Below are 21856 nucleotides of genomic sequence, written 5' to 3' on the forward strand. Positions count from 1 at the left end.
CGGCCGCGCGGGGGGCCGGCGGGCGGCCCGGCCCCGCTAACCCACGGGGGGGGGGGGGGGGGGCCCGGGGGGGGGGGGGGGGGGGGGCGGCCCCCCCCCCCCCCCCACCCCTGCGCCGGGTGGGTCAGCTCTTGCCGAGCAGGCTGTTCATCCTGGCGATCTCGGCGGTCTGCGAGGTGATGATGGCGTCCGCCATCTTCTGGGTATCCGGGAAGGCGCCGTCGGCCTTCTCCGTCTGGGCCATCGCCACGGCCCCTTCATGGTGCTGGATCATCATTTCCATGAAGGCGGTGTCGAACGCCTTGCCGGACGCCTGCTTCAGGCTGTCCATCTCTTCGGGGGTCATCATGCCGCCTGTGCCGTGCATGGAGTGGTCCATGGCGCCCTCGGCGGGAACCTGCTCGCCCCAGGAGGTCAGCCAGCCCGACAGGGTCTTGATCTCCGGGTCCTGGGCCATCTTGATCTGGTCGGCGAGCTTCTTGACCTCGGTGGCCTCGGCCCTGCCAGGCGCGAGGTCGGCCATCTCCACTGCCTGGCGGTGATGGGGGATCATCCCCTTGGCGAACGCGACGTCGGCGGCGTTGTGCCGGCCCTGGGAGGCCGGAGCGGACGAGGAGGCCGAGGACGACGAGCCGTGACCGTCGTGCCCGCCGGAGGTGTCACCGCTCGACCCGCACGCGGCGAGCACGAGGGACGCGGCGCCTGCGGTGACGACGAGGGCGGTACGGCGGATGAGGTTCTTCTTCATGATGGTGCGACTCCTTGGTGCGCCGCCCTGGCGGGCGGGCGCCGATGCGGAACGAGGATGTGCCGAAGCGCGGCATCACTCGCCGGTCGAGCCATGCGAGGAGGTGCCGTGCGGGTGGTCCTAGATCCGCAGGAGTTGCAGCTCAGAGAGGTCGGGTGGCGCTCGGCCGCCCTCAGGGGTCCCCGCCGCGCTGCCGGGCAGCGCCGCCGGTACGGGCGCGGCATCGAGAGTCGCGGCGAGCACGGGCGGCGCGTAGGGAACGCCGACACCGGTCGCCGCACACGTTGCGTCGGCGTGATGATTCGCTCCGCCATCGCCGTGCGAGCAGTCTCCGGCCATCTGATGGACGGCCGATTCATGCGCGGGCGCCATGGCGTGACCACTGGCAACCGTCGGCTGCTTCGCAGGAGCGGATCCCGGGCCGAGGCCGTGCATCGCGAGCACACCGGCCAGCACCGCCAGCACCAGCAGCAGAAAGCCGCGCCCCGCGGGGCGACGGCTCGAGGGCTGCATCGGGCTGGCCATGCGGTCATCCTACGGTCCGCCCCGGCGCCTCCGCCTCGCCCGATCCACCGACCGCGTGACGACTGCCAGTGCTTTTCGAGACGGCTCTCATGAGTCGATCCAGCTCCGCCCGACGGGCCCGCGCCCATCCGCCCACCCGTGAACCGCCGTGGCCACGGTCGCGACTGCCGCCCTGGCCTCCACCTTCGTGAGGTCCGTCGTCGGCGCGTCGCCTGCGCGCCGCACTCCCTGGCCGCCACGGGCGACGTAGCTCCCGACCGGCTGCTCGGATTGTCCTGTGGGGTGGGAGGCCTGGCCGGCGGCCGTCTTGGCGCACATCTCCAGCCACGCCTTCCCGAGACGGCACTTCGGCTTCTGCTGGCTGTCCCCGCTACCGACATCGGTGCGCCCTACGCGGTCCAGATCCGCGCTGACGTCTCACAGCCGAGCGCCCCACAGCTCTGGGCCGCTGTCGCAAGGCGCCCTGAGGTTCATGGCGCCTCGGAGTCAGCTGCGAAGCAGTACGGCCAACAGCCGCTCCACAGTCACCTTCGCGGCCTCTGCTCGTCCGGGAGCGCGGGTCATCAGCAAGTGGTGGATCGTGCCGACAAGCGCGAGCGCGATGGTGGCCGAGTCGGCGGCATCGGGCAACCGACCGCCTCGCTGCTCCGCCTGCAGGTAGACGGTGAAGGCCTGCTGGATCGCGTCGAACGCGGGCGCGCCGGACCGGAGACCCTCGCGGGCGTGGAGCACGGCTGCTGGGCATGTCATCGCCAGGCCCACCACTGCGGGAGGCAGAGCGTCCATCAGGGCGAGGGCGACTTCCCGCAGGTTGTGCGCGACCGTGGCCTGCCCGACCTTCGCCTCCAGCGCCTGGGCCTGGTGGGCACTGCGCGCGAACCGGTCCAGGACCAGTTCAGCGACGAATTCGTCCAGGCCGGCGAAGTGCGTGTGCAGGACACCCTTGCCGCAGTCCGCTTCCGCAGTGACGGCTCGGCTGGTCAGGGCCGCCGCGCCGTCACGGGCCACCACCCGTTCCGCAGCCTCGAACAGCCGCTCACGCACGTCAGGAATCGCCACACCACGAGGTGACACAACCGCCCCTTCCCTTTGACCCGTTGCAAGTATGGGCGCTCGCCCATACTGTTTGGGCACTTGCCCATACTAGAGCCGGGGCTCCTCACCGCGCCCGGCCGGAGGGAGTCACCCATGGGTCGATTCGCCAACACCGCACAGGCCGAGGCATGGAACGGCTACGAAGGCGAGCAATGGGCACGCAGCCAGGAACGCTGGGACGCCGTCAACGACGGCTTCAACCAGCCCCTCCTGGAGGCCGCGGCCGTCTCGGAGACCGATTCCGTCCTCGACATCGGCTGCGGAGCGGGCCGCACCACCCGCCTCGCGGCACAGCGCGCCCACCGCGGCCAGGCGCTCGGGCTGGATCTGTCGGGCCCGATGCTGGAGAAGGCCCGCGACAGCGCCCGACGGGAAGGCGTGGACAACGTCTCCTTCGTTCAAGGCGACGCCCAAGTCCACCGCTTCGAGGCCGCGAGGTTCGACAAGGTCATCAGCCGCTACGGCATGACCTTCTTCAGCGACCCCGTCGCCGCGTTCACCAACCTCCACCGCGCACTGCGGCCCGGCGGCCGGCTGGCCTTCATCTGCGCGGCCGAAGCCGAGACCAACGAGTGGCTTGAGGCACTGGCCTCGCTGAAGGGCATTCTGCCGCTCGGCGGCTTCGGAAGAGCGGGTGGGCCCGGCATGTTCTCGCTCACCGATCCCGACCGTATCCGCGCCCTGCTCGCGGCGGGCGGGTTCACCGGAGTCGACGCGCAGCGGGTGGAGGTACCGGGGAACTGGGGTGCCGACGCGGCGGATGCCGCGGCGTTCCTGCTCGACTCCGGCCCTGGACGCCACCTGCTCAACCAGGTCGGCCGGCCGGAGCAGACCGAGGCCCGCCAGGCACTGACAGCCGCCCTGCACCGCCACGAAGCGGACGGCGCGGTGTGGCTGCGCAGCGGTTCCTGGCTGGTCACCGCCGCCCGCGGGGCGGCACCGCACTGACAGACGCTTGAATCGGCCGGCTGCTGCCGCTCAGGAGCTGACCATGCGAGCGCCCGTCCGGGAGGTTTCCGCAATCTCGCCCTGGACCTGGTCGCCACCTTGCGCGACGGCATCGGCGACGCAGGACTGAAGGTGGTCGTCCATCATCGTCAGAGCGAAGGAGTGCAACGCCTTGGTGGCGGCGCCGACCCTTCACCACTCGCGCGCAAGATCGACTTCTTCGCGGGGTACCGGTGCATCCGTCACCTTCGGACGCCGCCACGGGTGTGCAATCGGCGCCGACACCGCCCTCCACCAAGCGTCGGAGGGAAGCTCCCCAGACGGTTCGAACGGCTCACCCGGCTGAGGAAACGCGGCTGCCTGCCCGGCCTCGTCCGCCGCGTCCTTCATCCACTCCCCCGGCTCGGCCCAGGCGTGCGGGGCCAGGTTGAAGGTGCCCCAGTGGATCGGCAGCACTACGCCGTGCGGCCGGTCCGCCTGCAGGTCGAGGTGCGCCCGGAGGCCCTCGGCTGGGGTCATGTGGATGTCCGGCCAGTACTCCGAGTAGGCGCCGACCTGGATCATGGTCGCGTCGAAGGGGCCGTGCTCGGCTCCGATGTCCTGGAAGCCGGAGAAATAGCCGGTGTCGCCGCTGTGGTAGATCCGGTGCTCGGGACCCGCGACGACCCACGACGCCCAGAGCGTGTGCTGCTGATTGCGCAGGCCGCGCCCGCAGAAGTGACGCGCCGGGGTGGCGGTGAGGCTGATCCCGGCGATCCGTACGGTCTCGTTCCAGTCGAGCTCATGGATCCGGTCGAGGGGCACGCCCCACCGCTCCAGATGGGCTCCGACCCCGAGAGGCACGGCGAAGACCGTTTCCGTCCCTGCCAGGGCCTTGATGGTGGGCAGGTCGAGGTGGTCGTAATGGTCGTGCGAGATCACCACCACGTCGACGGCGCCGAGCGCGGCCAGCGGCAGCGGCACGGGGTGCAGCCGCCTGGGCCCGGCAAAGGCGAAGGGCGAACAGCGCTCGCCCCAGACCGGGTCGAAGAGCACCCGCCTGCCGTCGATCTCGGCGAGCACGCTGGAGTGGCCCATCCAGGTCAGCCGCAGGCCCGTCGCGGGCGGGCGGGCGAGGTCGGCCAGGGTGCCGGCGTGGACGGGCACCGTACCGTCAGGCGACCTGCGGGCCCGTTGCTCCCGGTGGAAGTACACCTTGGCGAATTCGAGCATGGAACCGGACGGCCTGGTCCGTGCCCCCACCGGGTTCTGGAACACCCCGTCGGCGAAATTCGGCGATCGGCGTATGCGCTCCATGCGCGCTCCGGCCGGATCCGCTCCGAAGCCGCCGGGGCGCAGCGAGCGGAGTCTCGTACGGAGCGAAGGCTGGTTGTCTGCGCCGGTCACAACATCTCCTGATGGAGTCGGTGTCGTCTCATTACGGGCGGGAGGTGCGGCGGGGCGAGGGTTCGACGGTGGACGGAGGGGCACCGACCGCTCCCCGCACGGACGGCGCCGTGTCAGCCACGGGGCTGCCCGTACACGTGCTCGATCCGCAGTGTCAGGACGACCCTGCGGTCCTCGACCATCACCCGCCGGTAGTCGTCCCAGTCGGGGTGCTCGCCCTTGACATCGCGGTAGAGCGTGACCAACTGCTCCACGGCCGCGTCGTCACGCCGGGCGGCGGGCGGGGTCAGCTCGGCCGTGGCGTCGACGACGGTCCAGGCCCACCGGTCGTCACTGGTCACGTGGTAGCTCGCACGCGGGTCGCGACGGAGATTACGCGTCTTGGCCCGGCCCTCGGTGACGGAGATCCGGATCACCCCTTCCTCCGGGTAGTACGCGTGGTTCACGTTGGACAGCTGGGGTCTGCCGTCCCGCTTGAGGGTGACGAGCACCCCGCCGTCGTGCTCGCCGATGAGTCGGAGCAGTGCTGCGCGCCGGTGTTCGATGTCCGCCATGCCGACTCCAACGTCCGTGCACGCCGCAGGATTCCGCATCCGCCGCCCGTTGGTGTCACATCTTGCGGGGTCCCGCCCGTCGCCGCGGTGAGGGCCGCCCGCCGCGGCGGCACCCGGGAGCACGTCATGGCCTTCGGTAACCCAACGGTTGCGCCGTGCTCCGGTCCCCCACCTGATGGAAAGCTCTTTGACAGGTGTACGGCCCTGTCCTGATACTGACCGACGGTTCAGTAACGCCGATCAAGGAGCCGCTTGATGACGCCCCCGTCCGCCGCCCCGCATATCTCCCTGACCTGGACGGATCACGTCACCGGCACCCGGGGGTACCTCGTCGTGGACCGGCTCGTGCGCGGTGTCGCCAGCGGCGGGTTGCGGATGCGGCAGGGGTGCACGCTCGACGAGGTGGCAGGCCTGGCCCGTGGCATGACCATGAAAGAGGCGCTCCACTTCGACGCGGAGGACACCGGGGCGCGCTACATCCCGCTGGGCGGCGCCAAGGGCGGCATCGACTTCGATCCGCGCGCCCCCGGGGCCTACGGGGTGCTGCTCCGCTATCTGCGGGCCATGCGCCCGTACGTCGAGAGCGTCTGGACGACCGGCGAGGATCTCGGGCTGACCCAGGACCTCGTCGACCGGGCCGCGGCCGAGGCGGGGCTGGTCTCCACGGTCCAGGCGGTCTATCCGCTCCTGGACGACGAGGCGGCGGCCCGGCGGCGGCTCGCGGACGCGTTCGGCGTCACGGTGGACGGGATCGGGCTGGACGAGCTGGTCGGGGGGTGCGGGGTCGCCGAATCCGCGCTCGCCGCGCTGGACCGTGCGGGAGTCGCGTACGGCGATGCCCGGGTGTCCGTGCAGGGGCTGGGCACCATGGGAGGCGCGACGGCTCGCTTCCTCTCCCGGGCCGGCCTCACGGTCGTGGCGGTCGCCGATGTCAGGGGGACGATCGCCAACCCGGCGGGGCTGGACGTCGAGGCGCTGCTGGCCGCGCGGGACGCGTTCGGGACGGTGGACCGCGGCGCCCTGCGGGACGGGGACCGTGAGCTGCCTGCCGGCGCCTGGCTGGCGGCGGACGCGGAGGTGCTGGTCCCGGCTGCCGTCCCGTACGCCGTCGATGCCTCGAACCATGCCTCGGTGAGGGTACGTTGGGTGATCGAGGCGGCGAACATGCCGGTGCTGCCGGAGGCGGAGGCGCTGCTCCGGGAGCGCGGAATCATGGTGCTGCCGGACGTGGTCGTCAACTCCGGTACCAACGCCTGGTGGTGGTGGACCCTGTTCGGGGACGTCGGGGCGGACGCGGAGGAGGCGTTCGCGCACACCCGCCGCGCGATACGCGCCCTGACCGACCGGATGCTGGACCGGGCGGAGGCCGACGGCTGCACGCCGCGGGCGGCCGCGCACGCGATCGTCGCGGAGCGGCTGCCGGTGATGGCTGAACGGTTCGGCTGGTACCGGTAGGGCCACGGTCGCGGGCGACCGCTGCCGTTCGGGCACATTGGTTAGGGTGAGCGCGTGGCGAGGGTACGGCTGAGCGTGGCGGAGCGGCGTGAGGAGCTCCTGCGCGCTGCGGTCGAACAGATCGAGGTGCGGGGTGTGTCCGCGGTGCGGATCGCCGATGTCGCCTCAGTCCTGGGCGTGAGCAACGCACTGGTGCTCTACCACTTCTCCACCAAGGAGAAGCTGGTGGCGGCCGCGTTCGCGTACGCGGCGGAGGCGGATCTTGCCCATCTGCGCAGGCTGTTGACCCGTCGCACCAGTGCGGTACGCCGTCTCCGGGCGGCCGTCCGCTGGTACGCGCCGACGGGCCGGGCCAAGGGCTGGCGGCTGTGGATCGAGGGCTGGGCGGCCTCGCTGCGCGACCCCACGCTGCGCGAGGTGGCCGGCGACCTCGACCAGCGGTGGAAGGCGGAGCTGGCCGAGGTGATCGAGGAGGGCGCCGCCGCCGGTGAATTCCACTGCGCCGACCCGGTGTCCGTGGCCTGGCGGCTGACCGCTCTTCTGGACGGCCTGGCCGTCCAGATGACGTCGTACGCGGGTCCGCTCTCCCGGGCGACGATGCTGCGGTGGTCCGAGGAGGCACTCGCCCGCGAACTCGGCATCGAGCACACGGTACTGACGGCCTGACCGGTCTCGCGCGGTCAGCGGCAGGCCGCGGTAACCGGCCGCGGGCAGCAGCCCTGGTCAGGTCTGGCGCACCGGGGCGTAGGCCGCCCCTTCGAGCCCGAAGGTCCAGGCGACCCCCTCCTTCGCCGTCCTGGTCCGGGGCGGTACGCGCAGCCAGTACGTGCGGCTGGTCCCGTCCGGCTCCGGGGTCGAGTTGACGACTTCGACCATCACGACGTCCTCGTCGCCGTCCAGCGCGATCCGCCAGAGGATGCCGGTCTCGTCGCGGTGGACCGGCTCGGCGCCCGACTCGGTGAGATAGCGGTCGTATCCGTAGTACTCCAGCATCACGCGGCGCAGCTCCGCGTTCTCCTCGGCCCGTATCCGGTCGGGGGTCAGGGATGCCAGCCCGTCGAGGAATTCGGCCGGTACGGGCATGCCGCGCCAGGCGTGGAGCGCGAAGCCGTCACGGTAGGCGAGCGCCGGGCCGTCTCCCCGGTCGAGCCGTCCCGCCTCGTCGCGGTGGAGCGCCACGGGCCGTTCGCTGATCACGACGGCACGCTCGTAGGGCCACCACCAGCCGGCGTTCCTGGCGACCTCGGCCAGTCCCGTCAGCCGGTCGCCCCGGCCGTCGAAGGCGGCGAGCCACGCCGCGTCGTGCTGGCCGAGGACCGCGTCGAGCAGGAGCAGACGCACGGCGGACTCGTCCTCGGGCCGCGGGGCGAGCTCCGCGACGACCCCCGCACGTATGCGCTCGGCCAGCGCGGCCGTGGTCTCCCACAGCTGGGCCCCGGTTGCGGACCACAGGGCGGACCAGCCCGCCGGGCCCAGCTCGTCGTACATCCGACGGCGCTCCTCCGCCCAGGGGCGGGTGCGGACGTCCTCGCGCACCGAGCGCCCCGCGTCGGCGAGCTTCTCCACCGCCTCGACGGCCGCCCTGGGCGAGTCGGCCCAGATGATGCGCTCCGGCTCGGCGAGCCCGGCGCCGCGGTAGGCGAGCCGCACCCCGTCCTCGGCCGCGCCCCGGTCCGCCTCGCCCGTCGCCGCTGCCACGGCCCGCCATGCGTTCACGTACTGCATCGGTGTTCCCGTCCCCTGTCTGTTCCGGTCTGCTGGCCGCACATCACCGCGTCCATCACGTAGATCTCGTTCACCGCGTCCGCCCTGCCGTCGCACGCACCGCCGCGACGGTCAGTCGGCGACCATACGGACGGCGCCCGGGGCGTACTCCCGCTGACGCACCACGCGGAACCAGCCCTTCGGCAGCGCTATCGCCGCGTGCTCCTCGTGCACCACCCGTCCGCCGTCGGGGAGATGGAGCATCATCGGGCCGACCGGTCCGGCCTCCCGCATCAGCCGCCCCGGTCCCTGCACCGCGTGGGCGTGCCCGGTGACCTCTCCCAGCGCGAGCACCAGCCGTCCCCGCCCGTCGCGCGGTTCGCCCGGTGCGTCGAGGAAGTGCGCGGGCACCTCCGACTCGTCCAGCGCCACGATCAGTACATCGCCCTGCCGGTACACAGACGTCTCCCCTCAGTGACGGCACCCGCTGTGCCGGCCACGGATGGAACGCTACGGCGGGGGTCTGACAATCGGCCGCGGAACAGGCCCGGTCCGACCGTTGTCAGTGGGACTTGATACACCTTGCGGACAACAACCGCCCTCGCTATCAGGAGCTCAGTGCCATGTCCGGTGTGGATCACCTGCACGAGTTGCTCGGCCTTCCGGCCGTCGACTTCCAGCACGAGACCGGTGGGACCGCCCGGCCGGCGGCCGATGCCGTCGCCTGGCGCATCAGCGTCGATCCGTTCGACCCGGACACGGAGGACCGGACGTGGGAGCAGGAGTTCACGTCGTTCCTCGAAGCCGTCGACCCGGCCGGGGTCGAGGCTCTGATCATCGGGCAGTGGGGTGAGACGTACGAGGAGACGTCGTCGTACCCCATCGGTCTCGTCGTCGCCGCGGCCGACCGGCTGACGTCGCTGCGCGCGGTCTTCGTCGGGGACCTGGTGATGGAGGAGGCCGAGATCTCCTGGATCCAGCAGTCCGACGTCACGCCGCTCCTCACCGCGTTCCCCGGCCTGGAGGCGCTCGGCGTGCGCGGCGGCAGCGACCTGGTGTTCCCCCCGGTCAAGCACGAGTCCCTGCGGGCACTCGTCATGGAGTCGGGCGGCCTGCCCGTGGAGGTGGTGCGCGGCGTGCTGGACAGCGAGCTGCCCGCGCTGGAGGTCCTCGATCTCTGGCTGGGAGTCTCGGCCTACGGCGGCGACACGGACCTCCCGGCCCTGGCGCCGCTGCTCTCCGGCAACCGTTTCCCGCAGCTGCACCATCTGGGCCTGCGCAACAGCGAGATCGAGAACGAGATCGCGGCCGCGATAGCCTCGGCCCCCGTCGTCGCCCGGCTCCGCACGCTGGACCTGTCCTGCGGCACGCTCGGGGACGAGGGAGCGGCCGCCCTGCTCGAGGGCCAGCCGCTCACCCATCTCACCACGCTCGACCTGCATCATCACTTCCTGACCGAGCCGTTGGAACGCAGGATCACCGAGGCCCTGGAGCCGCACGGTGTGCGGGTCGACCTGTCCGAGCGTTGCGAGCCGTGGGACAACCGTGGCGCGGCAGGGCGCTACACCACGGTTGCGGAGTGAGGGCACGGTGACGATCGAACACCCCGACGCCTTTCACGGTCTGAAGGTCCTCACACTGCCCGTCCCCGACGATCTTGTACCGGGGACCCTGCCCGAGGCGGACTCCGTGGCCTGGCGGCTGGAGTGCGCCTGGAAGGGGCTGACGTTCCCGGAGCTCTGGCAGCACTTCCTCGGCACGGTCGACCCGACGCGGGTCCGGGCGCTGCTGATCGGCCCGTGGTGGCAGGACGACTACACCTCGTTCGCCCCCGTGGTGGAGCGGATCGCCGCAGACGCCCATCGGTTCACGGCCCTTCGCGCCCTGTTCCTCGCCGATGTGGTGGGCGAGGAGTGCGAGGTGTCCTGGCTGGAGATGTGCGACATCACCCCGCTGATCGACGCCTTCCCACTCCTGGAGGAGCTGACGGTGCGCGGCGGTGGGGACTCCGTCCCGGAGGAGGAGAAGCTGCGACTGCGGCCGGTGCGGCATCAGAAGCTGAGATCGCTGCGGTTCGAGTCCGGCGGCCTGCCCGGCCACGTCGTGCGCGCGGTCGGCGCGTCCGAGCTGCCCGCCCTGGAGCGGCTGGAGTTCTGGTTCGGTGCCGACTGGTACGGCGGTGACGCCACGGTCGAGGACATGCGTCCGGTGCTGTCGGGCGCCACGTTTCCCCGGCTGCGCCACCTGGGCCTGCAGAACAGCGAGATCCAGGACGAGATCGCGAGGGTGGTCGCCTCCGCCCCGGTCGTCGCCCAGCTGGATTCGCTCTCCCTCGCGATGGGCACCCTCGGCGACGACGGGGCGCAGGCGCTCCTCGACGGTCAGCCGCTCACCCATCTGACCTCGTTGGATCTGCACCACCACTACCTCACCGATCCGCTGGTCTCGCGTATCAGGGATCTGTGCGCCCGCGCCGGCGTCCAGGTCGACCTGGAGGAGGCGGACGACTGGGATCCGGCGGACGACGAGCCCCGCTATGTCGCGGTCAGCGAATAGCGTGCCGCCGCGCTTCGCGGTCGTCGGCAATCCCGGCAACCGCAGGGTGGCCCTCTTCCAGGACGCCGTGCGCGCCGCCGGGCTGCCGGACGCGCGCACCGTGTCCTGGCTGGAGGTGCTGAGGGGCGAGGCGTCCTTCCTGCCGGGTGAGCGCGTGCGCATCGACTCGCCGGGCGAGGACGCCGAGGTCGAGCGGCTGCTGCGCGGGGTCGACGACCCGACCAGAGTGGAGGGTTCGGCTCGCTGGTACGCCCGCTTCACCTCGGCGGTACGGGACGTGGCGCGGGCGGCGACGACGGCCGGAGCCGTTCTGCTGAACGATCCGGACGACATCACCGTCCTGTTCGACAAGAGGCTCTGCCACGGTGTGCTGGAAGCTGCCGGGGTGCCCGTGCCGGCCTCGCCCACATCGGGGCCCTCGGCGGCCCCGGTGCGGGGGTGGGCGGACGTGCGTGAGCTGATGGCCGCCCACCGCATGCCACGGGTGTTCGTGAAACCCGCGCACGGTTCGTCCGCCTCCGGAGTGCTGGCCGTGGAGACGGCCGGCGCCCACCGGGTGCGGGCGACCACGTCCGTCGAGCGGGACGACGAGGGAAGGCTCTTCAACTCCCTGCGGGTGCGCCGCTGCACGACCGAGCACGAGGTGTCGGCGGTCGTCGACGCGCTCGCCCCGGACGGTCTGCACATCGAGCGCTGGCTGCCCAAGGCGTCGCAGCGGGGGCGGGTGGCCGACCTCCGGGTCGTCGTGGTCGCGGGCCGGGCGACGCACGCCGTCGTGCGGACCAGCCGGTCCCCCATGACCAATCTGCATCTGGGCGGGGTCCGCGGCGATCTCGACGAGGTGCGGGCCGCCGTCGAGGCGGCGGGCGGCAGCTGGCGTGCGGCCCTGGCCGTGTGCGAGCAGGCCGCGGCCTGCTTCCCGGACACGCTGTGCGTGGGCGTCGATCTGCTGCCCGCCACCGGCTGGCGGCGCTTCGCCGTCGGGGAGGTCAATGCCTTCGGGGACCTCCTGCCACGGCTGACCGGCCTGCCGGGGAGCGGTGCGGAAGGCCTGGACACGTACGCGGCCCAGGTGGCCGCCGTGCTGAGGAACAACGAGGAACGGCCGAGGAACGAATGTGCGAGGAATGACCGTGCCATCACTGCCCCCTGACGCGCCGTCCGTCGTGGCGGACACCCGGAATCCCGATATGAACACGGTCGTGGGCAGTGACGATCTGCTGCTCGTCACCCTGGACACGCTGCGCCACGACGTCGCCGCGGAGCTGGCCGCCGCCGGCCGTCTGCCCAACCTGGCCCGGCATCTGCCGGGCGGTGTCTGGGAGAAGAGGCATGCGCCGGGCAGCTTCACCTACGCCTCCCACCAGGCGATCTTCGCCGGCTTCCTGCCGACGCCCGCATCGCCCGGCCGGCACCCGCGGCTGTTCGCGGCACGCTTCGCGGGCAGTGAGACCACCGCGGACGGCACCTTCGTCCATGACACCCCTGATCTGCTCTCCGGCCTGGTCGGAGCCGGATACCGCACGGTGTGCGTCGGCGGTGTCGGCTTCTTCGACCGTCGCCCGCCGCTCGGCTCGGTGCTGCCCGGAATGTTCCAGGAGAGCCACTGGGAGCCGGAGTTCGGGGTCGCCTCGCCGACGTCCTTCGAGGAACAGGTGGCCCGTGCCGAGCAGGTCGTCGCGGAACTGCCGCAGGAGCAGAAGCTGTTCCTCTTCGTCAACGTCTCGGCCCTGCACCAGCCCAACTGGTTCCACCTGCCCGGAGCCACCGCCGACGCGGGTGACTCCCGGGAGACCCACGCCGCCGCCCTGGAGTACGTGGACAAGCACATCGGGCGTCTCTTCGCCGCGGCGAGCAGCCGGCGCAGGTGTTTCGCCATCGTCTGCTCCGACCACGGCACGGCCTACGGCGACGACGGGTACACGGGCCACCGGCTCGGTCACGAAGCGGTCTGGACCGTGCCGTACGCCCACTTCTTCCTCGCCCCGGGGGCATCTCGATGACCGGCATCACCAGGCCCTACCAGAGCTATGTCTACGCCTACCCGCACAAGACGGCGTACCGGCCGCTCAACGGACAGGCCGCCGGCCGGCCCCTGCTGAGCGACCTGTGGGCGGCGGAGCGCAAGGACGCGCTCTCCCTCTATCTCCACATACCGTTCTGCGAGGTGCGCTGCGGCTTCTGCAACCTGTTCACCCGGATCGGCGCGCCCGGCGAGCTGACCGCGCGCTATCTCGACGCGCTGGACCGCCAGGCCTGCGCCGTGCGGGACGCGCTGGGCGAGGACGAGCCGGTCCGTTTCGCGGCTGCCGCGTTCGGCGGCGGCACCCCCACCTTCCTGACCGCCGGTGAGCTGGAGCGGCTCTGCGACATCGCGGAGAAGCGGATGGGCGCCGATCTGCGGTCCGTGCCCCTGTCGGTGGAGACCTCGCCTTCGACCGCGACGGCGGACCGGCTGGCCGTGCTCGCCGACCGCGGTACCACCCGGATCAGCATCGGTGTGCAGAGCTTCGTCGACGCCGAGGCCCGCGCGGCGGTCCGTCCGCAGCGCCGGTCCGAGGTGGAGGCGGCACTCGGCCGGATCCGTGACGCCCGTATCCCGGTCCTCAACATCGACCTGATCTACGGCATCGACGGTCAGACGGAGGAGACCTGGCGCACCTCGCTGGACGCCGCCCTGTCCTGGCGTCCGGAGGAGCTGTACCTCTACCCGCTGTACGTGCGCCCGCTGACCGGTCTCGGCCGCCAGGGCACCGCGGCCGGTCCACCGGACGGGTCGGACGCCGCCTGGGACGAGCAGCGGCTGCGCCTCTACCGTGCGGGCCGGGACCATCTGCTGGCCCAGGGGTACGAGCAGGTGTCGATGCGGATGTTCCGCCGCGCCGACGCCCCGCGCTCGGGTCCCGACGACTACGCCTGCCAGACCGACGGCATGATCGGGCTCGGCTGCGGTGCCCGCTCGTACACCTCCTCGCTGCACTACTCCTTCGACTACGCGGTGGAGATGCGGGAGATCAGGGGCATCATCGACGGGTTCACGGCGACCGGGGACTTCTCGCGCGCCGAGGTCGGCCGGTACGTCGACGGCGACGAGGCGCGCAGGCGCCATCTGCTGCAGTCGCTGCTCCAGGCACGGGGCCTGCGGTCCGAGGAGTACCGCGAGCGGTTCGGGTCGGATCCCCGGGCCGACTTCGCCGCGGAGCTGGACCTCATCGCCGGGCGCGGCTGGCTGGCCCCGTCCGCGGCCCCCGGTCTGCTGCGGCTCTCGCCCGAGGGCCTGGCCCACTCCGACGCGCTGGGCCCGGAGCTCTTCTCCCCCGCCGTACGGGCCGCGATGGCCGCGTACGAGCTGAAGTGAGCCGCCCGATGCGCTCGGCCGTCCGGACCGCGCACGCGACGAACAGGGGCCGATGAGCATGGACCTGACGATCCTGTACCGGGGCCCGCTGTCCTCGTGCGACTACGACTGCCCCTACTGCCCCTTCGCCAAGCGGCGGGACAGCGGCGAGCAGCTGCGCGAGGACCGGGCCGCCCTGGAGCGGTTCACGGCCTGGGCCGGCGCGCAGAGCGGCGACCGGCTGTCGGTGCTGTTCACCCCGTGGGGCGAGGGGCTGGTCCGCTCCTGGTACCGGCGGGCGGTCGTGGAGCTGTCGCGGCTGCCGCACGTCGGCCGGGTCGCCGTCCAGACCAACCTCAGCGCCCGTACCGGCTGGCTGACCGGCGCCGAGCGCGACAAGGTCGCCCTGTGGTGCACGTACCACCCGGGGCAGACACCGTACGAGCGGTTCCTCGGCAGGTGCCGGGAGCTGACGGACCTCGGGGTGCGGTTCAGCGTCGGGGTGGTGGGGCTGGACGAACACCTGCCGGAGGCCCGGCAGTTGCGTGCCGCGCTGCCCGACGAGGTGTACCTCTGGGTCAACGCCGCCGAGGGGCACGCCTATACGGACGAGGAGGCGGACCGGTGGACGGAGCTGGACCCGCTGTTCCCGTACAGCAGGCACCCCCACAGTTCGGCGGGGCTGCCCTGCCGGACGGGCGAGTCGGTCATCTCGGTGGACGGTGAGGGGACGGTGCGGCGCTGCCACTTCGTCCGGGCCGAGCTGGGCAACCTCTATGACGGCAGCTACCGGCGCTCCCTCGGCCCCCGCGGCTGCCCGGTCGAGGTGTGCGACTGTCACATCGGTTACGTGCACCTGGAGACGCTGCCGCTGTACGACGTGTTCGCGGGCGGTGTGCTGGAGCGGATACCCGCCCGTCGGCAGACCGTCGCGCTGTCGCCGGTCAGGCTCGCGGAGCGGCGCCCGGGCCCGGCGGACGCACCATGAAGACGTCGACCGGGTCCTGGGCCTCCTGGACGAATCCGTGTCGCTCGTAGAGCCTGCGGGCGGCGCTGCCGCGCAGGACGTTCAGCCGTACGGCCACACCCTCCCGGTCGGCGTCCTCCAGCACCGCGCGCAGCACGGCGGATCCGAGACCCCGGCCCTGGTGGTGCGGTGTCAGGTAGAAGTGCTCCAGCAGCTTCCCGTCGGCGGCGGGCCGGACCGTGACACATCCCGCGAACTCACCGCCGGCCATGACGAGGGAGGTGTAGCGCGTGGTGAACGCATCCCGCAGCCGCTGCCGCACCCGGTGCTCGTCGTAGCGCCCGAGCCGCTCCAGGTCCGCGCGCATGACGAGGGCCCGCAGCTCCGCGACCGCCTCGACGTCCTCGGCCCGCGCGGCGCGCAGCACCCACTGCGCGCCGGGCGCCGGACCGGACGGCGCGCAGGCCACCGGGTCCGGTACCGCACTGTCCGTCAGGGGACTCACAGCGGCAGCAGGTCGGGGCGCTTGGCCTCGACATGGTCGCCGGAGGACTCGCCGCGCAGCCGCCGTCCGATCCACGGCACGAGGTACTCACGCGCCCAGTGGATGTCGTCGCGCCGCACCTCGAACGTCCCTCGCTGCGCCTGCGGCGGCCACACCTGGTCGGGGTCGGCCGGTACGTCGAGTCCCAGGACCTGGGCGGCGCGCAGCGCGACCCGGGTGTGCCCCTCGGGCGAGAGATGCAGCCGGTCGTCGTCCCAGGCGCGCCTGTCCTGCACGGACCGCAGCGACCACAGGTCCAGGACCGGGCAGTCGTAGCGGTCGGCGATGGACCGGACATGGGCGGTGTACGTGGCGATCTTGCCGCGCAGGTGCCGGAGCACCGGAACGTGACGGGTGTCGAAGCCGGTGGTGACCATGACGGTGCCGACCACCCGCGTCAGTTCGGCGACCGCGCGCTCGAAGCGCTCCGCGACGTCGTCCGGGTCGGAGCCGGGCCGGATGATGTCGTTGCCGCCCGCGCAGAAGCTCACCAGATCCGGTGCCAGCTCCTTGGCGCGGGGGACCTGTTCCTCGACTATCTGGTCGAGGAGGCGTCCGCGTACGGCGAGATTGGCGTACCGGAAGTTCCCGTGCGGGCCGGCCGCCGCCGCGGGGACCGTGAGCTGGTCCGCGAGGATGACCGCGAACCGGTCGGCCCAGCCGAGGGGTCTCCCGTCGGGGCCGGGGTCCCCGACACCTTCGGTGAAGCTGTCGCCAATCGCTGCGTACGACCCGATGATGCCTCGTCGTGTGTTTCTCGAATCGTCTGCCACAAGCGCATATCCTGCACCTTCGAATGTGACCTACGCGACCGTAATACAGGGTTGACGGGTGGTGAGAAAGACCACCCGGTCAGGTTTTGGTAAAGCCGGAACAGAAGAGGGGCGGCGCGCCGCCGCGCACCGCCCCTTTTCTCCGCGTCACATGAGGACACTCATGCCGGACGCCTGCCCGGAGACGCTCAGATGGAGACCCCGTGCGAGCGCAGGTAGGCGATCGGGTCGACGTCGGAGCCGTAGCTCGGGCCGGTGCGGACCTCGAAGTGGAGGTGCGGGCCGGTGGAGTTGCCGGTGGAGCCGGAGAGGCCGATCTGCTGGCCGCCGGTGACGGTCTGGCCGGCGGAGACGCCGAGCGACGACAGGTGGGCGTACTGGGAGTACATGCCGTCGCTGTGCTGGATGACGACCTCGTTTCCGTACGAACCGCTCCAGCCGGCCGAGACCACGGTGCCCGGGCCGATGGACCGGATGCTGGTGCCGGAGGCGGCCTGGAAGTCGGATCCCGTGTGGTAGCCGCTGGACCAGCTGGCACCGGAGGCGCGGTACGGGGTGGTGACGTTGGCACCGGCGACCGGGGAGGCCCAGCCGGAGCTGTTGCCCTCGGAAGCAGCGGTGGAGTCGGCGGCGTTGGCGACCGTCGTCGTCTTCCTCTCGGCCGGGGCGGTCGGCTCGGGAGCCGGCTCGGCCTTCGAGGGCGCGGCCTTGGAGGGGGCGGCCTTCGGCGCGGACTGCGTGGCCGGACCGGACGCCTTGGCGCCGAGGGTCAGCTTCATGCCCGGGAAGATCAGGCTCGGGTTGTCGCCGACGACCTCGCGGTTGTCCTTGTACAGCTTCTCCCAGCCGCCCTTGAGCTTCTGGTCTGCCGCGATCTTCGACAGGTAGTCGCCCGGGACCACGGAGTACGTCTTCGGGGCGCTCTGCTTCTTCGCCACCGAGGCGGCGGGCGTGCTGTGCGCCGCAGCGGCGGCGGACTTGGCGGCAGGCGCGGCCTGGTCCGCCGCGTGCGCGCCGGTGGCGCCGATCAGCGGAAGAGCGAGAACGGCGCCGCCGGTCCCGACGGCGAGGACACCGCGGGAGATCGGGCCGGTCCTGGTACGACGGTGCTTACCCTTTGCGGGCATGGGGAATTCCTCTCCGGCGCCTACGAGGTGAGCTGTCGGATTCGGGCTGGAGATGCCCGGTCGCGCTGGACGCGACTTGACCCCGAGCCGTTCCGGATCACTCCGGTCGGCGGCTTACCTGGTTCCCCCGCTCCTGCCACACGTTGGTCGGTGCGGATTCCGGGCGGCGGCAGGATTAGGCGTTCCGTCCGGATTGACCGTGACCGTAAGCGAGCCAGGACGCCGGGAACAAGCCGTCGGTTGCGAACCGGAATCCGCTCCGCATTTCCCGACCGGAATTCCGGTCACACTCCGTGGATTACGGATCTTGGCTTTCCGCGCAGAGTCCGGAATACCCGCATCCGATTCCGCCACACACCGTCACGGATATGATCCCGCTCACCTGCCGCCCACCATCTCCCGCACAAGCAGGGCATGTTCCGCTAAATACGCCAATCCGGACATCACGCCGCTTCCCTCCCTTTTGAGCCGAGCCGAAAACGGGACGAAGGCCGAGACGGTTGCCCGATGAATGCATGTCGTATCGTCGCGAGCGTGCCCTCGTCGGCGAGCGGCGCCGACGCCAGACACTCCAGGAGTCCTTGTGACGCAACTGCCAGAGGTTCCGTCGACCGACACCGAGCTGACCGGTGTCCGCAATTTCCGCGATGTGGGCGGGCTCCCGACCGTGGACGGCCGGAAGGTGCGGCACGGGCGCCTCTACCGCAGTGGACACCTGGCGCACGCCACCGAGGCCGACGCCGCCTTCCTCGCCGGCCTCGGCCTGCACACGGTCTTCGACTTCCGCAACGCGGCGGACCACAAGCTCGACGGCCACGACGTGGAACTGCCCGGCGTCCGGAATGTGAGCATTCCGCTCTCCGACCCGGCCGACGGCGCCGAGTTCTGGCGGCTCGTGCGCGACGGGAACATCCAGCAGTTGCGTTCGATCCTCGCCGACGGCAAGGGGACGGACCGCATGATCGCCTCGTACCGGTCGATCATCAGGGACCGTACGGCCGAGCACAGCCGGGTGCTGCACGCGCTGGCCGAGGACAGCGTGCCCGCGCTGATGCACTGCGCCGCGGGCAAGGACAGGGCCGGCCTCTCGATCGCGGTCTCACTGCTGGCCGTCGGCGTCGAGAGGGAAGCCATCGAGGCCGACTACCTGAAGTCCGACCACGCGCACCGCCGCTACAGGGTGCGGCGCAGCGACACCTCGTCGGCGGGGATGTCGGACGAGGTGATGGAGCTGCTCAATCCGCTGTTCGCCGCGCACTCCGACTACCTCGACGCCGCTTTCACGACGATCGAGGAGACCTGGGGCAGCACGGACCGCTACCTCTCCGAGGGTCTGAGGCTCACCCCCGTGACCCGCGAGAGGCTGCGCGAGCGTCTCGTCGAGGACGCCTAGGACCGGCGCGGCGGGTCAGCCCTTCGCCGTGCGCGGCCGGCCGTCGCCGGGGGCCGAGCGGGTCAGCCCTTGCCCGCCACGGTGAACAGGATGAAGAGGAAGGCCGCGATGACGTGCCCCGCCACCAGGTACGCGAAGAGCCGGATGACCACACCGCGGGGCATCTTCCGCTCCTGCGAGTCCGCGCCCTTCTCCCTGCGCGGGGTGAGCGGGTCGTAGTCTGTTGAATCGGACATGACAGTCCTCTCTTTCGACCGCTCGGGCCGAGGTGGACGAAGGGGGTGCGGGACGATGGGGCGGGCGGGGTTCACACGCGGTGGACCTCGTCGCCCAGACAGAGTTCGGCGGCGGGACTCTGCAACAGCGTGTGGACGAACAGCAGCCGCACGCCTCCGCGGTCGAGCGCGGCGATCCGGTGCGGAGTGAGTGAGTCGTAGTGCGCGCTGTCACCGGCCTCGAGGTCGTGCACGGTCTCCCCCAGGACCACCCGCAACCGCCCGTCGAGGACGTACAGCCATTCCTCTCCGGGATGAACACGCACGAGATCGCTCTGGGCTCCGTACGGGACGCTCACCCGCAGCGCCTGCATGGCGCGGCCCGGTGCGCCGGCCTGGTGGTACAGCCAGCCGTCGGCCTCCGTGCCCGTGGAGGCGGCAGTGCCGGTGGAGGCGGCAGTGCCGGAACCCCCTGGGGAGGGGGGCCTCCCGAACGTCCTCCCCGAGGAGCCACCCACGGCACCGCCGCGGACGATCGCGTCACGTTCGGGCGGCATCTCGCCGAGGAGCTCGGAGACCGTCGTACCGTAGATGCGGGCGAGTCCGAGCAGCATGGGCAGCGAGGGCTGCCTGCGGCCCGTCTCGAGCCGGGAGAGGTGCGCCGGGGAGAGCCCGGCCCGCCCGGCGGCGGTCTCCAGGGTGAGACCTCGGTCGCGACGCAGGTCGCGCAGGCGTGGCGCGACCCCCGGCAGCTCGTCGGCCACCCCTCCTTCGGGAGGATTCATACCTCCATTGAGCCAGGATCTTTCCTCTCAGGCAAATTTCTTACCCCAGAGGCAAAACATCCGGTGCTCAGCGGTGGGCGACCGCCTGCTTCACCAACGTCCTGCCGAAGTCCCACATCAGCCCGCCCCCGCTGTGCGCGTCGTCCATGACGGCCGTGAAGGCGGTCACGAAGCGGTCCACCTCCCGCTCGCCGATGACCAGCGGCGGGATCAGCTTGATCACCTCCAGATGATCGCCGGAGACCTGCGTGAGGATCCGGTGCTTCTGCAGCAGCGGAACCACCACCATCTGCGCGAAGAGCCCTTTCCGGGCCGCCTGCAGCATCGTCCAACGGCTACGGAGTTTCAGCGAGGAGGGCCGGCCGAACTCGATGCCGATCATCAGCCCCCGCCCGCGGACCTCGTGGAGCAGCTCGTAGTGGCCGACGAGTGCCGCGAGCCGTTCCCGCAGGAGGTCTCCGGTGCGGCGGGCGTTCGCGACGGTCTCCTCGTCCTCCATCACGGCGAGCACCGCGAGTCCGGCCGCCATGGCCTGGGCGTTCGACCCGAAGCTCGCGGAGTGGACGAGGACGCGGTCCATGGAGGAGTAGACCCGCTTGAAGATCCAGTCCTTTCCGAGCGTCGCCCCGACCGGCACGTAGCCGCCGGAGAGCGCCTTGGCCACACAGACCAGATCGGGCTCGACGCCCTCCTCGTGCTGGTAGGCGTAGAAGTCCCCGGTCCTGCCGAGCCCGGTCTGCACCTCGTCGGCGATGAGCACCGCCTTGTGCCGGTGCAGCAGCTCCTGCGCGGCCCGCAGGAAGCCGGGAGGCGAGGCCTGGACCCCCTTGCCCTGGATCGGCTCGACGACCAGAGCGGCCACGTCGCCGCGCTTCAGCTCGCGTCGCAGGGCGTCGAGGTCGCCGAGCGGGATCTCCGTATCGGGGAGCAGGGGCGCGAAGCCGTCCCGGAAGCCGGACTCGCCGTTGACCGAGAGCGAGCCGGTGGTCAGCCCGTGGAAGGCGTGCGCGCAGTACAGGACGCGCGGCTTCCCGGTGGCGTACCGGGCGAATTTGAGCGCGGTCTCGACCGCCTCGGTCCCGCTGTTCCCGAAGAACACCCGGTCCAGATGCGGGCTGTGCGCCAGCAGCCGCTCGGCCAGCAGTCCGGGCAGCGGCTGGCAGTCGAAGCGGGTGAGGTCGGCGAGCGAGGCGTCGAGTACGTCGTGCAGCGCCTTGCGCACGACGGGGTGGTGCCTGCCGAGCCCCATCACCCCGAAGCCGGCGAGCATGTCGAGGTAGTCGTTGCCGTCCGCGTCCCAGAAGTACGCGCCCTCGGCCCGCTCGTAGACCTTGTCGAAGCCGAGGGTGCGGAGCATGCGCGGCAGCTGGTGGTTGAGGTGCCGGGTGTGCAGCTCGTAGCGCTCGGCGCCGCGTTCCGAGAGGAGCCGCGCCAGATCGAATCCCTCGGTCCCGTCGTCCTTCATTCCCCACTCTCCTTCGCCGCGATCCGGTCCTCAGCCGCCCTGATGCGGGCCGGCGCCGCGCCGATCCCTCCGGCGATCTCCCGGGAAGTGAGCCCGATGTCCGCCGGCACCTCGCCGCGCCCGAGGAACCGCTCGGGGAGGCCGTACGTCCGCAGCGGTACGTCGACGCCGGCGTCCCGCAGTGCCTGTCCGGCGGCCGGACCGACTCCGCCCGCCCGGCTGTTGTCCTCGACGACCGCCACCATCCCGTGCTGTCCGGGGCGGCGCACCGCGATCGGC

The 21856-nt window shown here is 71.5% G+C and carries 23 protein-coding genes, 3 pseudogenes and 1 riboswitch; of the genes and pseudogenes, 11 read left to right on the forward strand and 15 right to left on the reverse strand.

Annotation, left to right across the window (positions count from 1 at the left end; all coding sequences use genetic code 11):
- Nucleotides 1-124: 124 nt before the first annotated feature.
- Together AB0F38_RS20200 and AB0F38_RS20205 are read right to left on the reverse strand one after the other, a co-directional pair.
- Nucleotides 125-748: a DUF305 domain-containing protein gene (locus AB0F38_RS20200; protein WP_361894914.1), complete on the reverse strand. Its 624-nt coding sequence runs from the start codon at nucleotides 746-748 to the stop codon at nucleotides 125-127.
- 120 nt (nucleotides 749-868) lie between these two features.
- On the reverse strand, nucleotides 869-1273 hold the full coding sequence (locus tag AB0F38_RS20205) for a DUF6153 family protein (protein WP_361894917.1): 405 nt from the start codon (nucleotides 1271-1273) through the stop codon (nucleotides 869-871).
- Nucleotides 1274-1421: 148 nt separating this feature from the next.
- Here AB0F38_RS20205 and AB0F38_RS20210 point away from each other — a divergent pair.
- A pseudogene (locus tag AB0F38_RS20210) lies at nucleotides 1422-1678 on the forward strand (sulfite exporter TauE/SafE family protein); the annotation flags it as partial.
- 81 nt (nucleotides 1679-1759) lie between these two features.
- Here AB0F38_RS20210 and AB0F38_RS20215 read toward each other — a convergent pair.
- Nucleotides 1760-2347 carry a TetR family transcriptional regulator gene (locus AB0F38_RS20215; protein ID WP_361894919.1) on the reverse strand — a complete coding sequence of 196 codons (588 nt, stop codon included), beginning with the start codon at nucleotides 2345-2347 and terminating at the stop codon, nucleotides 1760-1762.
- Between the two features lie 114 nt (nucleotides 2348-2461).
- Between AB0F38_RS20215 and AB0F38_RS20220 the strand changes: the two genes are divergently transcribed.
- Nucleotides 2462-3316, forward strand: a complete 855-nt coding sequence (locus tag AB0F38_RS20220; RefSeq protein ID WP_361894922.1) for a class I SAM-dependent methyltransferase — start codon at nucleotides 2462-2464, stop codon at nucleotides 3314-3316.
- Nucleotides 3317-3346: 30 nt separating this feature from the next.
- Here the strand turns inward: AB0F38_RS20220 and AB0F38_RS20225 are convergent.
- The 3 genes and pseudogenes from AB0F38_RS20225 to AB0F38_RS20235 all read right to left on the reverse strand — a co-directional run.
- A pseudogene (locus tag AB0F38_RS20225) lies at nucleotides 3347-3493 on the reverse strand (transcriptional regulator); the annotation flags it as partial.
- Nucleotides 3494-3508: 15 nt separating this feature from the next.
- Nucleotides 3509-4702, reverse strand: a complete 1194-nt coding sequence (locus tag AB0F38_RS20230; protein WP_361894925.1) for an MBL fold metallo-hydrolase — start codon at nucleotides 4700-4702, stop codon at nucleotides 3509-3511.
- Between the two features lie 113 nt (nucleotides 4703-4815).
- Complete coding sequence (locus tag AB0F38_RS20235; protein ID WP_361894928.1) at nucleotides 4816-5256, reverse strand: PPOX class F420-dependent oxidoreductase; 441 nt, start codon at nucleotides 5254-5256, stop codon at nucleotides 4816-4818.
- Between the two features lie 255 nt (nucleotides 5257-5511).
- Between AB0F38_RS20235 and AB0F38_RS20240 the strand changes: the two genes are divergently transcribed.
- Both AB0F38_RS20240 and AB0F38_RS20245 read left to right on the forward strand, forming a co-directional pair.
- A complete protein-coding gene (locus AB0F38_RS20240; RefSeq protein WP_361894931.1) occupies nucleotides 5512-6711 on the forward strand; it encodes a Glu/Leu/Phe/Val dehydrogenase dimerization domain-containing protein in 1200 nt (399 codons plus the stop codon).
- A 54-nt stretch (nucleotides 6712-6765) separates the two neighbouring features.
- Nucleotides 6766-7377: a TetR/AcrR family transcriptional regulator gene (locus tag AB0F38_RS20245; protein ID WP_361894934.1), complete on the forward strand. Its 612-nt coding sequence runs from the start codon at nucleotides 6766-6768 to the stop codon at nucleotides 7375-7377.
- Nucleotides 7378-7434: 57 nt separating this feature from the next.
- Here the strand turns inward: AB0F38_RS20245 and AB0F38_RS20250 are convergent, their stop codons facing one another.
- The gene (locus AB0F38_RS20250) at nucleotides 7435-8436 is read right to left on the reverse strand and encodes a DUF6745 domain-containing protein (RefSeq protein ID WP_361894937.1); all 1002 of its coding nucleotides are present in this window, start codon (nucleotides 8434-8436) and stop codon (nucleotides 7435-7437) included.
- 111 nt (nucleotides 8437-8547) lie between these two features.
- Nucleotides 8548-8874: a hypothetical protein gene (locus AB0F38_RS20255; protein WP_361894940.1), complete on the reverse strand. Its 327-nt coding sequence runs from the start codon at nucleotides 8872-8874 to the stop codon at nucleotides 8548-8550.
- Between the two features lie 164 nt (nucleotides 8875-9038).
- Here AB0F38_RS20255 and AB0F38_RS20260 point away from each other — a divergent pair, with 164 nt between their 5' ends.
- From AB0F38_RS20260 to AB0F38_RS20285, 6 genes are read left to right on the forward strand one after another with little or no spacing between them, the layout of a single operon-like run.
- Nucleotides 9039-9998 carry an STM4015 family protein gene (locus AB0F38_RS20260; RefSeq protein WP_361894943.1) on the forward strand — a complete coding sequence of 320 codons (960 nt, stop codon included), beginning with the start codon at nucleotides 9039-9041 and terminating at the stop codon, nucleotides 9996-9998.
- A 7-nt stretch (nucleotides 9999-10005) separates the two neighbouring features.
- A complete protein-coding gene (locus AB0F38_RS20265; RefSeq protein WP_361894946.1) occupies nucleotides 10006-10971 on the forward strand; it encodes an STM4015 family protein in 966 nt (321 codons plus the stop codon).
- Nucleotides 10952-12124 carry an STM4014 family protein gene (locus tag AB0F38_RS20270; protein ID WP_361894949.1) on the forward strand — a complete coding sequence of 391 codons (1173 nt, stop codon included), beginning with the start codon at nucleotides 10952-10954 and terminating at the stop codon, nucleotides 12122-12124. Before AB0F38_RS20265 ends, AB0F38_RS20270 begins: the two co-directional genes overlap by 20 nt.
- Before the next feature lie 37 nt (nucleotides 12125-12161).
- Nucleotides 12162-12974, forward strand: coding sequence for an STM4013/SEN3800 family hydrolase (locus tag AB0F38_RS20275; protein ID WP_361895463.1), 813 nt, complete (start codon nucleotides 12162-12164; stop codon nucleotides 12972-12974).
- A complete protein-coding gene (locus AB0F38_RS20280; RefSeq protein ID WP_361894952.1) occupies nucleotides 12971-14329 on the forward strand; it encodes an STM4012 family radical SAM protein in 1359 nt (452 codons plus the stop codon). The genes AB0F38_RS20275 and AB0F38_RS20280 overlap by 4 nt, the downstream gene beginning before the upstream one ends.
- A gap of 58 nt (nucleotides 14330-14387) precedes the next feature.
- Nucleotides 14388-15296, forward strand: coding sequence for an STM4011 family radical SAM protein (locus tag AB0F38_RS20285; protein ID WP_361894955.1), 909 nt, complete (start codon nucleotides 14388-14390; stop codon nucleotides 15294-15296).
- Here the strand turns inward: AB0F38_RS20285 and AB0F38_RS20290 are convergent.
- The 3 genes from AB0F38_RS20290 to AB0F38_RS20300 all read right to left on the reverse strand — a co-directional run bounded on the left by AB0F38_RS20290 (nucleotide 15253) and on the right by AB0F38_RS20300 (nucleotide 17719).
- Nucleotides 15253-15702 (reverse strand): GNAT family N-acetyltransferase, encoded by a 450-nt coding sequence (locus AB0F38_RS20290; protein ID WP_361895466.1) that lies wholly within the window; start codon nucleotides 15700-15702, stop codon nucleotides 15253-15255. The two genes, AB0F38_RS20285 and AB0F38_RS20290, sit on opposite strands and share 44 nt — an antisense overlap.
- 74 nt (nucleotides 15703-15776) lie before the next feature.
- Nucleotides 15777-16592, reverse strand: a complete 816-nt coding sequence (locus AB0F38_RS20295; RefSeq protein ID WP_361894958.1) for an SGNH/GDSL hydrolase family protein — start codon at nucleotides 16590-16592, stop codon at nucleotides 15777-15779.
- A gap of 188 nt (nucleotides 16593-16780) precedes the next feature.
- Entirely contained in the window at nucleotides 16781-17719 is a 939-nt protein-coding gene (locus AB0F38_RS20300) for a LysM peptidoglycan-binding domain-containing M23 family metallopeptidase (RefSeq protein WP_361894961.1), read from the reverse strand.
- 4 nt (nucleotides 17720-17723) lie between these two features.
- Nucleotides 17724-17895, reverse strand: a riboswitch (cyclic di-AMP (ydaO/yuaA leader).
- Between the two features lie 407 nt (nucleotides 17896-18302).
- On the opposite strand from AB0F38_RS20300, the gene AB0F38_RS20305 reads away from it, so the two are divergent.
- The gene (locus tag AB0F38_RS20305) at nucleotides 18303-19112 is read left to right on the forward strand and encodes a tyrosine-protein phosphatase (RefSeq protein ID WP_361894964.1); all 810 of its coding nucleotides are present in this window, start codon (nucleotides 18303-18305) and stop codon (nucleotides 19110-19112) included.
- A gap of 62 nt (nucleotides 19113-19174) precedes the next feature.
- Here AB0F38_RS20305 and AB0F38_RS20310 read toward each other — a convergent pair whose 3' ends face one another.
- From AB0F38_RS20310 to AB0F38_RS20325, 4 genes and pseudogenes are all read right to left on the reverse strand, one after another.
- Nucleotides 19175-19348: a DUF6126 family protein gene (locus AB0F38_RS20310; RefSeq protein ID WP_361894967.1), complete on the reverse strand. Its 174-nt coding sequence runs from the start codon at nucleotides 19346-19348 to the stop codon at nucleotides 19175-19177.
- Between the two features lie 71 nt (nucleotides 19349-19419).
- Nucleotides 19420-20112, reverse strand: a complete 693-nt coding sequence (locus AB0F38_RS20315) for an XRE family transcriptional regulator (RefSeq protein ID WP_361894969.1) — start codon at nucleotides 20110-20112, stop codon at nucleotides 19420-19422.
- A gap of 67 nt (nucleotides 20113-20179) precedes the next feature.
- Nucleotides 20180-21577, reverse strand: coding sequence for an aspartate aminotransferase family protein (locus AB0F38_RS20320; RefSeq protein WP_361894972.1), 1398 nt, complete (start codon nucleotides 21575-21577; stop codon nucleotides 20180-20182).
- Nucleotides 21574-21831: pseudogene (locus AB0F38_RS20325) on the reverse strand (1-deoxy-D-xylulose-5-phosphate synthase); the annotation flags it as partial. The pseudogene AB0F38_RS20325 and the gene AB0F38_RS20320, both read right to left, overlap by 4 nt.
- Nucleotides 21832-21856 lie beyond the last annotated feature (25 nt).

Source organism: Streptomyces sp. NPDC025273, from assembly GCF_040638585.1.
Lineage (GTDB): Bacteria > Actinomycetota > Actinomycetes > Streptomycetales > Streptomycetaceae > Streptomyces > Streptomyces cinereorectus.

What these genes read in the sequence shown, in the direction of transcription:
- AB0F38_RS20300 (WP_361894961.1), bottom strand. Translation starts at nt 17,719, where the DNA reads ATGCCCGCAAAGGGTAAGCACCGTCGTACCAGGACCGGCCCGATCTCC.
- AB0F38_RS20275 (WP_361895463.1), top strand. Translation starts at nt 12,162, where the DNA reads ATGAACACGGTCGTGGGCAGTGACGATCTGCTGCTCGTCACCCTGGAC.
- AB0F38_RS20220 (WP_361894922.1), top strand. Translation starts at nt 2,462, where the DNA reads ATGGGTCGATTCGCCAACACCGCACAGGCCGAGGCATGGAACGGCTAC.
- AB0F38_RS20310 (WP_361894967.1), bottom strand. Translation starts at nt 19,348, where the DNA reads ATGTCCGATTCAACAGACTACGACCCGCTCACCCCGCGCAGGGAGAAG.
- AB0F38_RS20270 (WP_361894949.1), top strand. Translation starts at nt 10,952, where the DNA reads ATGTCGCGGTCAGCGAATAGCGTGCCGCCGCGCTTCGCGGTCGTCGGC.
- AB0F38_RS20315 (WP_361894969.1), bottom strand. Translation starts at nt 20,112, where the DNA reads ATGAATCCTCCCGAAGGAGGGGTGGCCGACGAGCTGCCGGGGGTCGCG.
- AB0F38_RS20260 (WP_361894943.1), top strand. Translation starts at nt 9,039, where the DNA reads ATGTCCGGTGTGGATCACCTGCACGAGTTGCTCGGCCTTCCGGCCGTC.
- AB0F38_RS20320 (WP_361894972.1), bottom strand. Translation starts at nt 21,577, where the DNA reads ATGAAGGACGACGGGACCGAGGGATTCGATCTGGCGCGGCTCCTCTCG.
- AB0F38_RS20250 (WP_361894937.1), bottom strand. Translation starts at nt 8,436, where the DNA reads ATGCAGTACGTGAACGCATGGCGGGCCGTGGCAGCGGCGACGGGCGAG.
- AB0F38_RS20205 (WP_361894917.1), bottom strand. Translation starts at nt 1,273, where the DNA reads ATGGCCAGCCCGATGCAGCCCTCGAGCCGTCGCCCCGCGGGGCGCGGC.
- AB0F38_RS20235 (WP_361894928.1), bottom strand. Translation starts at nt 5,256, where the DNA reads ATGGCGGACATCGAACACCGGCGCGCAGCACTGCTCCGACTCATCGGC.
- AB0F38_RS20200 (WP_361894914.1), bottom strand. Translation starts at nt 748, where the DNA reads ATGAAGAAGAACCTCATCCGCCGTACCGCCCTCGTCGTCACCGCAGGC.
- AB0F38_RS20240 (WP_361894931.1), top strand. Translation starts at nt 5,512, where the DNA reads ATGACGCCCCCGTCCGCCGCCCCGCATATCTCCCTGACCTGGACGGAT.
- AB0F38_RS20280 (WP_361894952.1), top strand. Translation starts at nt 12,971, where the DNA reads ATGACCGGCATCACCAGGCCCTACCAGAGCTATGTCTACGCCTACCCG.
- AB0F38_RS20285 (WP_361894955.1), top strand. Translation starts at nt 14,388, where the DNA reads ATGGACCTGACGATCCTGTACCGGGGCCCGCTGTCCTCGTGCGACTAC.